The sequence below is a fragment of the Stieleria magnilauensis genome (assembly GCA_007753675.1).
Classification (GTDB): domain Bacteria; phylum Planctomycetota; class Planctomycetia; order Pirellulales; family Pirellulaceae; genus Stieleria; species Stieleria magnilauensis.
In genome coordinates this window covers 8,610,204-8,624,845 of sequence record CP036432.1, presented here as the reverse complement: position 1 = coordinate 8,624,845, position 14,642 = coordinate 8,610,204, and the positions used below count along the sequence as shown (strand labels likewise).

Genomic DNA, 14,642 nt, shown 5'->3' with positions numbered 1-14,642 from the left:
TTTTCGTGTTTTTGTCATTTTGTCTCCAACCACCAAGATTTTTATGTCGCTCATTCGTGAAAATCTCTCACTGTTCCATGATGCTGACGAACTGCAGCGTGCCGTTGGTTGGGACAAGTCGCTCACCACCGACCCGGTCGAACGTGACAATCTACGCACGTACTTGGTCTTGCAATTGGCGGCCGCCGGGCTGCTGGGTCGAGACAATGAACTCGGCAACGCGATGACCAAGTTTTCGAGCGGGATTCTCGATAGCATTCGGGAAAAGTCGCGTTTGCTTTCGTCCCACCGTGTCCCGGTGGACACACGCATCGAAACGTTTCTCAATGGCTACTTTGCCGATGAACTCCGCAACGGAAAACTTCATCTACCGTCCAACCCGTTGACGTTGGACCGACACGGGATGGCCCGCAAATTGAGTCTGCCGATCAACGGAGACTCCTTTGAAAACGACCTGGTCAGTTCCTATCGCTGCACCAATGGGGTGCTGAACAATCCACGCGCGGACCGTCGGACGACGGCGGGAACGTTCCATGTTGTCGAAGGCGGGCTGCCGATCCCCGGTGACAAACGCTCCGTCCCCAAAGGCGTGTTTGTCAAACTGTTCCGCGCGGCGATGTCGCCGCCGAAAGATTTGATGCTGCTACCTTACACCAGCGAGTTGACCAATCCGGCGCACGCCTGGGTCTCGCTGATGTTGCGTCCGTTGGTCTGCCCGGCAGTCCCCGGATTCACCAACGCGTTGTCGATGGAGACTCGTTTCTTTGCCCCCGCCAGTTTGGTCAGCAACCTGGACTTTGTCGAATCGATTTTCGGCAACGGTGGTGATCCGCTGATCCCTGAAAACGATGCCGGGCTCGATGTCAAATCCTGGACCGGACACACGGGCTGTGTGATTTTGGCACCCCACCTGACCAAGTTGACGAAGAAGGAACTTGGATTGCCCCATGAAAGCAGTGCGTCCGAACGGCAACGCCGCGACGGCATGTGTTGGAGTGACGAATCGGAGTGTTACAACAACGGCACGGCCTTCAAGTTGACCTGTCGTGACCGCCGTGGCGTCGTCGTCACGCTGATCGCGGACAACTACTACGGATACTGCAAAAAAGAAGTCAAGACGCAGATCAGTTACGCCTGCAATCTGATGGGGCGATCGGAAGAAGAACACGCCGGTGGAGCACTCGCGTTCGCGTCGTATTCCTTGGGCGAAGAATTTCAAGTCGACAGTCAACGCTACAACGGGCGGACGTTTGATGACGTCGTCCGCGACTATGCGGAATTTGTCGATGCCAAACCGGAAGGCTATGGCGTGGACCGGAATGATGATTCGATCATCTACATTCCCGAAAATGCCAAGGTGACGTTGGAAGAGCGGTGCATCAAGTGGACGCGCGACGGCAACGACCACCGGATTCCGCTTTCACCGGAACAAATCTACATCGCCCCGAGCGGGTACAAGATCCGCTTGGAAAAACACCCCAACGCGCCCTCGTGGCGACTGGTCGGGACGGTCGGCGAAGGCGTTTTCTGTCACAAACCCTGCACCGTCAGCGGCGGCGGAAAGAGCGAAATCAGCAAGAGCCTGCGTGACTACATGCTCTACGGCCCGATCTTTATCGGCGACCGAGACGATGACTTTGCGAAACTGGACGAGATCTTCGAAAAGGATTACTCCACCCGCTGGTCGGACACCTATTCCGGGCGCACCGATTACACCGATGGACCGAGCCGTAGTGTGTTGAGCCCGAAGCGGAGTCTCGGCAGTGTGATCAAGCTGCTGACACCGTCGCCCGATTACAACGAAGACTACAATCGATGGCTCGAGAGCATCCCCGAGCGCGTGTACTCGATGGCCTTGATCATCAAACGATTCACCAAGGAAGGCGAGGCGCTGAATTGGAAAGAACGATTCGGCGTGGACATCGTCAACGGCTCGCCCGGACACGAATTGAAGATCGGTGACCGAGCCCTGGTGGGGACGTATCTTCGCGTCGGCTTGGACAACAAACGCTGGCGAACGTTCAAGGTGCGTCAGGATTTCATGCCGGCCGCCAAGGTGCAGCGTGAAGACGACATCAGTGCCAGCACGATCGTCCCGGCCGATCGGATCGATAATCTCGGCGACAGCGTGCTGCCCGCGACCAGCTACAAGTTCATCGAAAACTGCGAGTACCGCTTGTTCCAACGTCCCGATGATGCCATCCATCGAGGATTGGACAAACAGACCGAATGGGACTTGTCGCGGCCGGCCAACTTCATCAGCAATTTCCACCCGTTGACCCACTCGGAAGTTCGCGACATCGTGCTCGACGCGATCGAGTTTGACAAATTCACCGGCCCGATGGCGGATCTGCTCACGAAATCCTATGAGCGCGGAGACAGCTTCGTCGTCAGCACGGCCAACCCACGGCTGGTCGACGGCCAACAAACGAAAAACCCGCGATACCTGCAAGATCGGCCCGACATGGTGTTTGCCCGCGACACCTACGTCGCCCGACGTGGCGTCCAATTCAACCGCGGACTCGGCCCCGATGAACCGATCCATATCCCGGTCGGAGCAGTACTGGGAGGCCGGCGAAACAATCCGCCGGAGCCGGCCAAACGAATTCGTTCCTTGGCCGTCTACTCACCCCTGCATTATCAAGAGTTGCCCGAGTTGGTGATGGACTACCTCTGTTCATTGACCGGCAAAAGCCCCAGCACCACCGGTGCCGGCAGCGAAGGCGCACTGACCAAGGGCCCCTTCAATGCGTTGATGCCGTCGACCGACATGAACAACATGATCGTGTCCATGATCCTGACCGGGCTGGGTGGGTACAGCACCGCCGCCGGTCACATCGGGCCGCGGTTCGAAGTCGGACACGACATCTCGTTGCTGATCCCCGAGGTCTGGTGCCGTTTGACCCCCGAAGAGCGATCGCCGCAACACATGATCGACAACGGAATGCTGGAACGCGTCGAAGACTTCCAGCACAACGGTGTCGACATCCCTGCCAGCCGACTCGGCTATCGCATCACCCGACGCTTCGTCCGCACCTACATGGCTCGCGTCTTTGATAACCCCAGCAAAGTCTTTACCGACGATATCCTGAAACCCGAACTTCAAGACCCCGATTCGTTCGCCGACGGAATCTTGCATATCGCCGAAGCTCAAGCCAGAGTCGCCAAGGTCTACATGGGAGACGGAGGCTACGAACTGGCCTGTCCGCCGCTTCGCGCGATCCTGAGTATCCTGGCCACGGGCAAGTACGAAGGCAAAACGATCGACGATCCCGAAGTCCGCGACCTGTTCACCTTGGACAACATGCTGCAAAGCAAATGGTATCGGCGTCGACTCGTCGAACAACAACAACGCGACATCCAACACTGGACGGACTGCATCGAGCGGATTGAACGAGCGATCGAATCCCTCAACGGCGACGGCCTGCGGCTCAATCTCGATCTCGATGAACGCCTTGGTTACGCCAAAGAACGTTTGGCCCAATCGGAATCGTCGACGTATTTGAACAGCTTGGTCGGAACACTCGGCGCGGATCCGATGCGGGTGGCGGCGGACGATCCCGTCTTGGCCGACCGTCTGGCCGGCGTTTGATCGCGCGTCGCCCCGAACCAACGACCGTTTGACCCACACCCACGCGGCCCCGTCACGATGAAAGTTCTTGTGCTCACCGGCGCCGGGATCTCCGCTGAATCCGGGATCCCGACGTTTCGCGGTGAGGACGGATTATGGGAAGGGCATCGGTTCGAAGACGTCGCCACACCGCAAGCGTTCCAACGCAACCCGGATCTGGTTCACGAGTTCTATAACGCTCGACGACGCAATCTGCTCGACGAATCGATTCAACCCAACGCGGCACACGTCGCGTTGGCCGAATTCGAAAAGCAGCACGACGATCCGTTTCTACTGGTGACGCAAAATATCGACGACCTGCACCAGCGGGCCGGCAGCCAAAACGTTTTGCCCATGCACGGCGAACTGCTCAAAGCACGCTGCTCGCTGACAGGTGATCTGTTTGATTGGCGTGGCGATTTGAGTGTCCAAACGCCGCACCCGACCGAACCCGACTTGGTCGGCACTCTGCGTCCCCACGTCGTCTGGTTCGGTGAAGTACCGATCGGATTGGATCACATCGCCGACTTTGCCGCAGACTGCGATTTGTTCCTGGCGATCGGCACCTCGGCCGTCGTCTATCCGGCCGCAGGCATTGTCGCAGCCACACCCCCGCATTGTCGCCGCGTCGAAATCAATCTGGACGACACTCCCCAAAGCGACCAATTTGATTTGACCATTCGGGGCAAAGCATCGATCGAAGTGCCGAAGTTTCTCGCTTCGTTGGCTGGCGAGGTAGGAAAATTTTGAAGGTAGGAAGATTGGCTCAATCGAAGGGATGGTGCATCCGCATCATTTTCTTACCTCCAAAATCTTCCTACCTGTTTTCCGCATCGGCAAGCCGACTCAGTCGGCCGCTAACGTCGTTCTTGCTTGGTGGCATGTTCCTGCATCAACGCATCAAACTTGCTCCATCCCATCTTGCAGCCGTTCGTCGTGCCTTTGGGAAACCAAACCAGCGATCCGTTGGAAACGGTCAACGTGCCCAGCACGCTGCCGTCTGCCTTGACCGTGAATTCGATGTCCGCGCGACCGAGCGGGCGTTTGGGAACATCAAAATCGACTTCATGCTTTGCCATCTGGATTGTCCTTGATCACGGAATGAACGCGGCCCCGCTTCGCCAACTCCACCGTCGCGTCGCACGCAGGCTACGGGATGATCCACATCATACAACAGGCCGATTCGCCGGACGGGAGTCGACGCCCGATTCGCATTCCAGATTCACGGGGGTTCATTGCGGCCCGAACGGAGGTGTGCGATGAGCGATTGAACGGGTTTGCCGGCGCGCGGATTGGCACATTCTTGATCGCAAACTTGCTTCACAGAGGGTGGGCACGATCGGGCGTACTCAACGAATGTTTTTCCTCAGACCCGGATCGGATGTCGGCAACCGCAGTCCGCCTCACTGCGTTGCCTGATATTGGCCAGACGTTGACCAAAATTAAAGGGCGGCTTCTCCGGTTTCGTCGGTGCGAATTCGTACGACGCGTTCGAGGGGTGTGACAAAGATCTTGCCGGCACCGATGTGTCCCGTCTTGGCAACCTTGGAAATCGCCTCGATGACCGGATCAACCAAAGCGTCTTCGATCGCGACCTCCAGCTTGACCTTCGGGTTGAACTTCACGTCCACGACCGCGCCCCGATACATCTCCGTATGCCCTCGTTGGTGTCCGTAACCCTTCACCTCGGTCACCGTTGCTCCTTTCGCACCGATCTCGGCCAGGGCATCCCTGACGGCATCTAATTTCAACGGATTGATGATCGCACTAACAATTTTCATCGCAGAGTTCCTCCGGGAAAGGGATTGGATTCAGTTCTCTGTATCAATGAGGCAATTTGCGTGCCAACTCGCATCCGTCTCGGCCGCCGTGACGCGTGAGCGGCCGGGAACAGCGCAATGCCTGGGCCTTACGGCCAGCGGCTCACCCTTCGTTTCACAGTCTCCATTGAATCAACAGGCCGCACAGCGACCGGGCCGACGATTCAGATCATTGCATGAGCACCGAGAAATCAGCCATGGTGGTGTAAATGGCAAACACGATCGCAATCAGCAGTAGACCGACGGGTTTGGCAAATCGCCACGCCGTCATGTCCACGGCGCCGACATCCTCCTGCACAAATTCCGTCTCGCGCGGTTTGATTTCGCCGATCACCAGCATCAGAATCAGCAACCAGGCGAAGACGATTCCCAGGAAATGGTACTCGTGCAGGGACGCGACAATGATGTCGAAGGGATGCACAAAGTACCCGATGGCGATGACGGAAAACCCGGCGATCAACGCGACCTTTGCCGCCAACGGCGGAACCCGTTTGGTCAGCATGCCGACCAACACCACCGCGAAGATGGGAATGAAGTACATGCCGTTCATCTTTTGCAGGTAGCCAAAGATGCTGGTCGTGTTGGCCAGCAACGGAGCGATCGACATGGCGACCACCGCGACGATCCATCCAAAGATTTTTCCCGAACGGACGACAGCCTGTTCGCTGGCATCCTTCTTGATCACGTTCTTAAAAAGTCCCAGACTGAACAGCGTGCAGGAACTGTTGAGCGCCGAGTTGAAACTGGACAGAATCGCCCCGATCATCGCCGCGGCGAAGAAGCCCGTCAGCGGTGCGGGAAGCACTTTGTTGACCAACATGCCATAGGCCTGGTCGGCCTTGATGTCATCGCCGGCAAACAAACTGTACGCCAGCATGCCGGGGATGACCAAGTAAAGCGGCCCGAGCAGTTTTAACGCGCCGGTCAACAAGACGCCTTTTTGACCTTCGGCCAGGCTGCTAGCGCCGAAGGTCCGCTGGATGATTTGCTGATTGGTGGTCCAGTAAAACAAGTTCAGCAAAAAGATGCCGCTAAAAATGGTGCCGAACGGTACCGAGCTGTTTTCGCCGCCGACCGAATTGAATCGATCACGTTGTTGTTCCACCAGCAGGTTCGCGCCTTCGGAGATCCCGCCGTCGCCTCCGAGTTGTGCGAGGGCAAAGACGGTGATCATGAAGCCGCCGACCAGCAGCCCGACGCCGTTGATCGTGTCGGAAACCGCGACGGTGCGCAGCCCGCCGAACAAGGCGTACACCGAACCGATCAGCCCCACCGCCCAGACGATCAACCACAACGCCAGGGTGCCCGGTTCCATTCCCACGCTTTCGGGCAGACTGCCCAGCATCGAAGGCACATCCAAAATGCCGACCATCCCCGTCGCGCCGGTGTAGAGGATGATGGGCAACAAAATGCCGACGTAGGCCAACAGGAAAATCAGGTTGGTGATCACCTGGGTTTGATGGTCAAAACGGATCTCCAGGTACTGCGGAACCGTGGCAACACCGCTGCGCAAAAACCGTGGCAGAAAGAACCACGCCATGAACACCAGCGCCACCACACAGACGACCTCCCAGACCATCACGCACAGTCCGTCGGTGAAGGCCGCTCCGTTGAGCCCGACCATTTGTTCGGTGGAGAGATTCGTCAGCAGCAGCGAGCCCGCGATCAGCGGAAACGTCAGCGAACGCCCGCCCAAAAAGTAACCGGTGCTGCTGCCGTGGTCGTCTTTGCGAGTGATCCACCACGTACACAGGCCGACAAGTCCCGTGAAAAAAAGGAACGAGAGAAGAGTGACCAAATACACAAGATTGTCCCTGATGCCCGAAAGGCGTGAATGAGTCCGGAGGAGAGCGTGATCGGGAGCCAGCCACGAGCGTCCGCCCCGTGGCGTCTTCTCGCCGCATCGCCCGATCGTCTAACGCGGCCAATCCAACGTGACAAGCATGTTGGTAGACCACAATGTAGCGATCTGATCTCCCCGTCGCTGGTTCCGAGAGAAGGAATCTCAGCCAAACGTCGCGAAAGCTGTCAGCCCTCCGGGAGACTGGAATCGCCGACGCGACCCTTTGACAACAAACGAAGTGCCTTGTCGATTGAGCGGTAGGGGCGCGAGCCCTCCGGTCTGTCAAGCCGACACCGGACGGCTCGCGGCCTGTCGATTTAGTTCCTGGGGACGGTTGATTCGATTTTGGTTCCGGACGAGGCTTTTATGGTGCTATGCGGGGCATCCAGAGTCGTTGGTAAGCGTGTTGACGGGATCGTGGCGTTCGCTTGTGGCGGATTTCGTTCGAAATGCCCCCTATCTCCCCTAGTTTGCTGTTCCGAGCGATTGTGTCGCCGCGGCGGCGCGCAGCTTCGCCAAGTAACTCATGATTTTCTTCAGATTGAATCCGGTCGCCGCCCAGCGCCATTCTTGATTCACACCTGCGATACCTCGAAGCAGGAATCGCCGCATATCAAGCGTGCTCTTGATCACGGCGAAAGGCGTTTCACCGAAATGCTGACGACGAGAGTAAGCCTCTTTGGCTGCAGGCGTTTCCATTCGCGCACGCTGCCGACGTCGCGCTCCTTCATGCTCATCATGCATCGTCTCGCGACCACGTGGCGGGCCAGGCTTGCGACCACGTCGCTTGCCCGCTCGCTTGTCCGACGAGGTCGCTTCGCTGGACTCCTGGGACGATGCCTCGCTGCTGCTTGCCTCGTCTTTTGGCTTCACGTTCTTGCGACAACGCCCAGCCAGCGTGCAGCCCTCGCATTCAAAACAGGTGTAAACCTTTCGCTGCACCGGAGAGCCGTCGCCATGCGTCGTGTTCTCGGTCGTCCGATGTGAAAGCACTTTGCCTGCCGGGCAGTAATAGCAGTCGTTCGCTTCGTCGTACACAAACGCTGCTTTGTCAAATCGTTTGGTTTGTGGATTAACCGGCAACTGATCAATCTGATCGGCGGCAACGGGCTCAGTCAAATCCGAACGCTCGGCAGGGTTGTTCTCGCGATTGGTTTCGGCAAGCGGGCCAATCAGTTCGATCTGTTTTTCCTCAGCCGCAGTGAGGTTTTTGCCCGTCGTGTAAGCCGAGTCAGCCATGACTCGCTTAATGTCAATTCCAAAGTCGTTGGCCACACAGTCGACGATGGTGGCAAATTCGTGGTGTTCGACGTTGCCGATCAAGACGTCCGCCGCAACGATCAGGCCGCTCTGCGTTTCGGTCGTCGCCATCGGAGTAAAGTTGGCTGCGTAACCACCCTCCTTATTGGGAAGAATGCGACTGTCCGTGTCAGTCTTGGGTAACTGGGCGGGGCCCTTCGTCCCATTTTTCCTGCGGACTTCGTCCATCGCATTGACCGTCTCCAGATGAGCGGCCAGTTGTGAGCGGCGTGACTTCAAGTTGGCGACGGCGGCGGGGAGGCGGTCCGCCGAAACGTCCTGGCCGATGAGATCTTCGTCGCATGCGTCGTTGACTTCGAAGGTTTCCAGGGCCTCATCAATTTGCGCGTCAAGTTCTTCGAGTGCTTTGGCTAATCGTTTGGCCGTCCAAGTCTTGTATTTGTTGGCGTCAGCCAGGATGCGTGTGCCGTCGATGCACAGTTCCGAGAGATTGGCGATCCCCAGGTTGATCGCCAGCTTGACCATTTGTTTGAAGATGCCTTTGACTGCATCACTATTGTTTCGGCGGAAGTCGCTGATCGTGCTGTGATCGATGCGGCGACCGCTGCTAAGCCAGATAAAATCGATCGAATGCTTGAGTTCGTATTCAATGTTCCGGCTGGATCGGATTCGCCGAATCATGGCAAACAGCAGGATCTTTGCCATTACGCTGGGATGGATCGGCGGCTGACCGAATCCGCCGTTGTAGGCCGCCTCCCAATCAGTCCAGTCCATCTGATCGAGAATCTCGTCGACCAAGCGAACGGGATGATCCTGAGGGATGAGTTCCTCCAGGGCGGTGGGAATGAGGACCAGTTGCCCGCGTGGTGTAGGAGCTTCCTGCCAATAGCTGGTCTTGGGTTGTCTCTGGCTCACTGGGCAAGCCTCCCTGCGTGAGAAGTGAATCGCGACGACGATCCGCCAAGAATAGCAAACATCGTGACGATGCCTACTAAGCCACCTCCCCTCGTTTTGTGGATACACTAAACCGACAGGCCGCTCGCGCCGTTCCGCTAAGACCTGCGGTGCCAACGCACGTGGCATCACGCCGTCGCCCCCCGGCGCATTCGGTGTTTCGCACAGGCGTGCGATCCGGAGCATCGGATCAACGCGAACGTGTGCGTCCTGTCGCAGCGGCGCCGGTGCGCTTCCACGGATCGAAAGACCGCTAAAAATGGCCGAATCACCGTCTGACGCGTGCGGCTCGATCTCTCGGTGGTGACATTCCCGTTCGCCAAACCAGGCCTCCTGGAACGCCATTTGCATCCTTTGATCGGCATTCACCTTCGGATCCGGCGTGGTCGTGCCCGGCTTGTTCGGCCGGCAGCGACGCCGCGCCCGCTGCCCACCCCCATCCCCATTTGATGGTTAGGAGTTAACCATGGCCCAACCCCAAACCTCCTCCGAAACGTCCCGTCGCCAATTCATTCAACGATCCGGTGCCGCGGCGGTCGGCGCAACGATCTTCGGGCACACCATTCCGGCGGTCCACGCAGGTGAAAACAACACGATCCGTTTGGCATTGATCGGCTGTGGCGGACGCGGCAACGGCGCCGTCGTCAACGCCCTCAACACCAGCAATCAAGGGCCGATCGAACTGTACGCCGTTGCGGATTTGGAGGCCAGCAAGATCCAGAATTCGCTCAAACCGCTGGCGAGAAAATTCCCCGACGGCATCAATGTCTCCAAGGACCGACAGTTTCTTGGGTTCCAGGCCTACAAGGCTGCGATCGACACGCTGCGTCCCGGCGACGTCGCACTGTGTACGACGCGGGCCTACATCCGCCCGGTACACGTCGAATACGCCGTCCAAAAAGGCATCAACGTCTTCATGGAAAAACCGTTCTCGCCGGACCCGGTGGGTCTGCGGCGGATGCTCCAGGCCGCTGAACTGGCCGAACAAAACGGCGTCAAGATCGCGGCCGGACTGCAATGCCGACACTCGCCGGCACGCGCCGCCTTGATCGACAAAATCGCCAGCGGCGAAATGGGCGAGCTGTCGTACATCCGGGCGAACCGACTGACCGGACGGCGCTGGCTGGGCGACCAACGTGACAAGTCCAACCTGTTCGGCGAACAACTCAAGTTCGGCAAGGCCCAACTGATGTGGGTCGGCTCCGGACACATGGTCGACAACTTGATTCACCAGATCGACGAATGCTGTTGGTTGATGGACGATTGGCCCACCAGCTGTCACGGGATGGGCGGTCGCGAAGTCAACAGTGAAGACCGTGGCCAGAACAACGACATCTATTCGATGGAGTACACGTTCCCCAATGGCCAAAAAGCATTTTGCGGCTTCCGTCGGGCCAAGAACGGCGACAACGACTTCGCCACCTACGTTCATTGCAGCAAGAAAGCGGGGCAGTTCTCCGGCAACGTTCACAAGGCGACCGTCCACATGTTCAAAGACCATCGGATCGCCAAAGACAACATCGAATGGACGCCGGCACCGGATGCCGAAAATCCCTGGGACTACGAATGGATCGACTTCATTCACAGTATCCGCAACGACCTGCCCCACAACGAAGGCAAGCGGGCGGTGTACGCCGATTTTGCTTCGCTGATGGGCCGAGCGGCGGCGCACTTGAATCGAACCGTGACGTGGGACGAAGTCACCCAGTCCGATTTCCAATTCTGTGACTACCTGGACGATCTGACCGAAGACAGCCCGCCGCCGGTGAAAGCCGATGAAAACGGATTCTTCCCGCCGCCCGAAGCCGGCGAGTGGGTCGAACTCTAGTCCCAGGCCAAACACATGGGCTCGCCCGCCAGGCGAGCCCCTTAGTCACGTCACACCCCACCAGCCCGCCATTTTTGCACGCCCCATTTTTTGACCAACCCATTTTTTGACCAACCCATTTTTTGACCAACCCAGCTTTTGACCAACTCTCTCGCCTTTCCGGTTCTGGCGCCCCAACGACTTTCCAGTCACGGACACGCCACATTGCGAATCAGAATCCCGGCAGATCACTTTTAGCAACTTGCCACTTTCATGCCCCATCCCCATGCTGACTACGGGCAAGTCGATTTCGGCAGCGCCCCACTGATGTTTTATTATGAAGTGACGCAGGCGTGCGATCTGGCCTGCCAACATTGCCGAGCTTCTGCGCAACCGATCGCCGACCCGCAACAGCTGACACCGGTGCAGTCACGGGCGTTGTTGGACCAGGTCGCGAGCTTTCCTCGCCCGCCGGTCGTTGTGTTCACCGGCGGCGATCCGTTGAAACGCGCCGATCTTTTGGTTTTGATTCGCTACGCCCGCGACAAGGGATTGCAAATCGCGCTGACACCGTCGGCGACACCTCTGGCCACGCGCGAAGCGCTGCAGCAGGCCCGCGATGCCGGTGTCAGTGTGTTGGGCATCAGCCTGGACGGCAGCGACGCCGAGACGCACGACGCGTTTCGAGGCTGGGAAGGCAGCTTTGAGCGGACGCTGCGGATGTTGGCCGATGCGCGTGAGTTGGAATTGCCGGTCCAAGTCAACACGACGATCACGCGCCGCAACGTGCACCAAGTCGATGCCATGGCGGAGCTTTTCGCCGATCAACAGATCATGATGTGGTCGGTCTTTTTCCTGGTACCGGTAGGACGCGGCACGATGGAGGAGCGAATTTCGGCGGAAGAATACGAGCAGGTCTTCGAAAAACTGTGGACGCAGTCGCAACGGCAACCCTATGGGATCAAAACGACCGAAGCGCCACACTATCGGCGCTATGTGATCGAACGCGGAGGCGACCCGTTGGCCTCGTCCCATCCCGGACGACGACGGCGTGCACCGCTGGGCGTCGGCGACGGCAAGGGCATCATGTTTGTCAGTCACACCGGTGAAATCTATCCGGCCGGATTCCTGCCGCTGCGATGCGGACGCTTTCCCAACGATAGCGTGGTCGACACCTATCAAAATCATCCGACCTTTCGTTCGCTGCGCGACCCGGAACAATTCAGTGGCAAGTGCGGCGTGTGCGAGTATCGAGACGCTTGCGGCGGCAGCCGATCGCGTGCCTATGCCGTCTTCGGCGACCCGTTGGCCAGCGAACCGGATTGCGTCTACTCGCCGATTGAAACCGACGTCGTGGCGAACCTTTCATGAACCAGATCAAACATCGCGTCGCCATTGTCGGTGGGGGGATCAGCGGCTTGGCCGCCGCTCATCAGTTGAGTCGATCGGACGCTTCACTTGAGATCACCGTGTTCGAAGCGAGCGATCGGTTGGGCGGCGTCTTGCAAACCGAACAGACCGACGGCTTTTGCATCGAACTCGGTCCCGATAGTGTTCTCAGCCGAATGCCCTTGGCCGTGAACCTGTTTCGCGACATCGGCCTGTCTGACCAGCTGATCAATACCAATTCATCGCACCCTGGAGTCGACGTGGTCTGTCGCGGGCGTTTGGAACGCTTGCCCGACGGCTTGGCGGTGATGGCACCGCAGCGAATCTGGCCGATGGTGACGACGCCGATTCTCAGCTGGCGCGGCAAAGTCCGACTCGCCGCCGAACGTTTGATTCCCAGGCGTCATGGTTCAGATGACGAGAGCTTGGCTGCCTTTGCGTGCCGCCGACTGGGCCGTGAAGCATTCCAGCGCCTCGTCCAACCGCTCGCCGGCGGGATTTACATGGGCGACCCGGAACAGCTCAGCATCAACGCGACCTTTCCGCAGTTTGTGGAGATGGAATCCAAGTACGGCAGTCTGATCAAGGCGGCGCGCGCGGGTGCCAAAACGCTACGAGCGGCAGCCCCGCGAACGAAGCCCCCAAATCCAGCCGCCGGCGGACCCGAGTACAGTTTGTTCGTCGCGCCGCGGCACGGCTTGGGCAGCGCGATCGATGCGTTGGCATCTGAGTTGGGCCGATGCGACGTGCGCACCAACCATCAAGTGCTCTCACTGTCACGCCGTGACAACGGTTGGGCGATGCAAATCAAGCAAACCGAATCCCGAGAAACGCGACGCGAAGAGTATTCGTCGGTGATCCTGGCCGTACCGGCGCATCACGCGGGTTCGATCTTACGGACAACCGATCCAGAACTCTCGCAAGCGTTGAACGAGATTCCGTACGCGGGATGTGTCGTAGTGAATCTCGCCTACGATCGCGATGCGTTTCCCGGTGAGCCCGACAATTTTGGATTCCTCGTGCCGCATGTCGAACAGCGGCCCGTGTTGGCTTGCACGTTCAGCAGTGTGAAGTATGCCGGTCGGGCCCCCGAAGGCAAAGTCTTGTTGCGGGCGTTTCTCGGCGGAGCCTGCCGCGAGGAAGTGATGCAGTGGTCCGACGAAACGATTGTGCAAACCGTGCAAGACGAACTACGTCAATTGATGCAAGTCAACAAGCCGCCGTTGTTTTCGCGAATCAAGCGTTGGCATCGCGCGATGCCGCAATGCGTGCTCGGGCACGCGCAACGTGTGCAAGGAATCGAACAGCTTGCCGCGAAACATCCCCGTCTGGAACTGGCCGGCAACGCCTATCACGGCGTCGGCATTCCGCATTGCATTCGCAGCGGACAGCAAGCGGCCGAACGCGTGCTGGCATCCAAGTGGTCTGGATTCGCACAGGTCAGCTGAAACCGCACAGGTTGGCATCGACCGGACCTGATGGATCGCGTCGAGCGCATCTGTTGTGTGACCGAATCCCATTTATCGATTCACCAACCGTTCATGCATCTGATGCAAGCATGAGCTGGTAGACATGCTTCAACTGGTCGCTGCGTCTGCTCTGCTTTAAAACGTTATCAACCGTCATCTCGGGTGTTGATCAACTTACTTCTATACAACAACGGAGTTGTAACATGCAGAACCATTTGTTGAGCCATCGTTTCGTCGAATTCGTTGAGCACGTCAAAGCGACCTATGCGGCGAGCGAACGGGCATTGCAAGTCCTTGATTTGCGGCTTGAGTGTCGGGCACAGCGATTGACCGAGTATCCCGATTGGTCGACGTCTGATCTCGACTTGATCGAGCGGGAAGCGGCACGCTATCACAATGAGACAGAGCTGTCTCAGTGACTCTCTGGTGAGGTGCCGCCGAACTCGATTGAAGTGAATACCTGGATGGATTCGCCGTCGCCGTTTGCGTG

Annotated in this window: 10 protein-coding genes; 6 read left to right on the top strand and 4 right to left on the bottom strand. The window is 58.2% G+C overall.

Translation table 11 applies throughout. The features are described from left to right. Positions 1-43 precede the first annotated feature (43 nt). Together TBK1r_RS30965 and TBK1r_RS30960 are read left to right on the top strand one after the other, a co-directional pair. Positions 44-3,592: a PPi-type phosphoenolpyruvate carboxykinase family protein gene (locus tag TBK1r_RS30965; protein ID WP_145219187.1), complete on the top strand. Its 3,549-nt coding sequence runs from the start codon at positions 44-46 to the stop codon at positions 3,590-3,592. Positions 3,593-3,649: 57 nt separating this feature from the next. Beyond that, positions 3,650-4,360 carry an SIR2 family NAD-dependent protein deacylase gene (locus tag TBK1r_RS30960; protein WP_145219185.1) on the top strand — a complete coding sequence of 237 codons (711 nt, stop codon included), beginning with the start codon at positions 3,650-3,652 and terminating at the stop codon, positions 4,358-4,360. 107 nt (positions 4,361-4,467) lie between these two features. Here the strand turns inward: TBK1r_RS30960 and TBK1r_RS30955 are convergent, their stop codons facing one another. The 4 genes from TBK1r_RS30955 to TBK1r_RS30940 form a co-directional block, all read right to left on the bottom strand. Further along, the gene (locus TBK1r_RS30955; RefSeq protein ID WP_095738310.1) at positions 4,468-4,689 is read right to left on the bottom strand and encodes a hypothetical protein; all 222 of its coding nucleotides are present in this window, start codon (positions 4,687-4,689) and stop codon (positions 4,468-4,470) included. A gap of 363 nt (positions 4,690-5,052) precedes the next feature. After that, positions 5,053-5,391, bottom strand: coding sequence for a P-II family nitrogen regulator (locus TBK1r_RS30950; protein ID WP_145219182.1), 339 nt, complete (start codon positions 5,389-5,391; stop codon positions 5,053-5,055). Between the two features lie 208 nt (positions 5,392-5,599). Continuing rightward, complete coding sequence (locus TBK1r_RS30945) at positions 5,600-7,234, bottom strand: solute:sodium symporter family transporter (RefSeq protein WP_145219180.1); 1,635 nt, start codon at positions 7,232-7,234, stop codon at positions 5,600-5,602. A 504-nt stretch (positions 7,235-7,738) separates the two neighbouring features. Then, entirely contained in the window at positions 7,739-9,448 is a 1,710-nt protein-coding gene (locus TBK1r_RS30940) for an IS1182 family transposase (protein ID WP_419580133.1), read from the bottom strand. Positions 9,449-9,953: 505 nt separating this feature from the next. Here TBK1r_RS30940 and TBK1r_RS30935 point away from each other — a divergent pair. The 4 genes from TBK1r_RS30935 (at position 9,954) to TBK1r_RS30920 (ending at position 14,571) form a co-directional block, all read left to right on the top strand. Continuing rightward, positions 9,954-11,315 (top strand): Gfo/Idh/MocA family protein, encoded by a 1,362-nt coding sequence (locus TBK1r_RS30935; protein ID WP_145219176.1) that lies wholly within the window; start codon positions 9,954-9,956, stop codon positions 11,313-11,315. 252 nt (positions 11,316-11,567) lie between these two features. Beyond that, positions 11,568-12,665 carry a TIGR04053 family radical SAM/SPASM domain-containing protein gene (locus TBK1r_RS30930; RefSeq protein WP_145219174.1) on the top strand — a complete coding sequence of 366 codons (1,098 nt, stop codon included), beginning with the start codon at positions 11,568-11,570 and terminating at the stop codon, positions 12,663-12,665. After that, positions 12,662-14,131 (top strand): protoporphyrinogen oxidase, encoded by a 1,470-nt coding sequence (gene hemG / locus TBK1r_RS30925; protein ID WP_145219172.1) that lies wholly within the window; start codon positions 12,662-12,664, stop codon positions 14,129-14,131. Before TBK1r_RS30930 ends, hemG begins: the two co-directional genes overlap by 4 nt. A 224-nt stretch (positions 14,132-14,355) precedes the next feature. Continuing rightward, positions 14,356-14,571, top strand: a complete 216-nt coding sequence (locus TBK1r_RS30920) for a hypothetical protein (RefSeq protein WP_145219170.1) — start codon at positions 14,356-14,358, stop codon at positions 14,569-14,571. Positions 14,572-14,642: the final 71 nt, after the last annotated feature.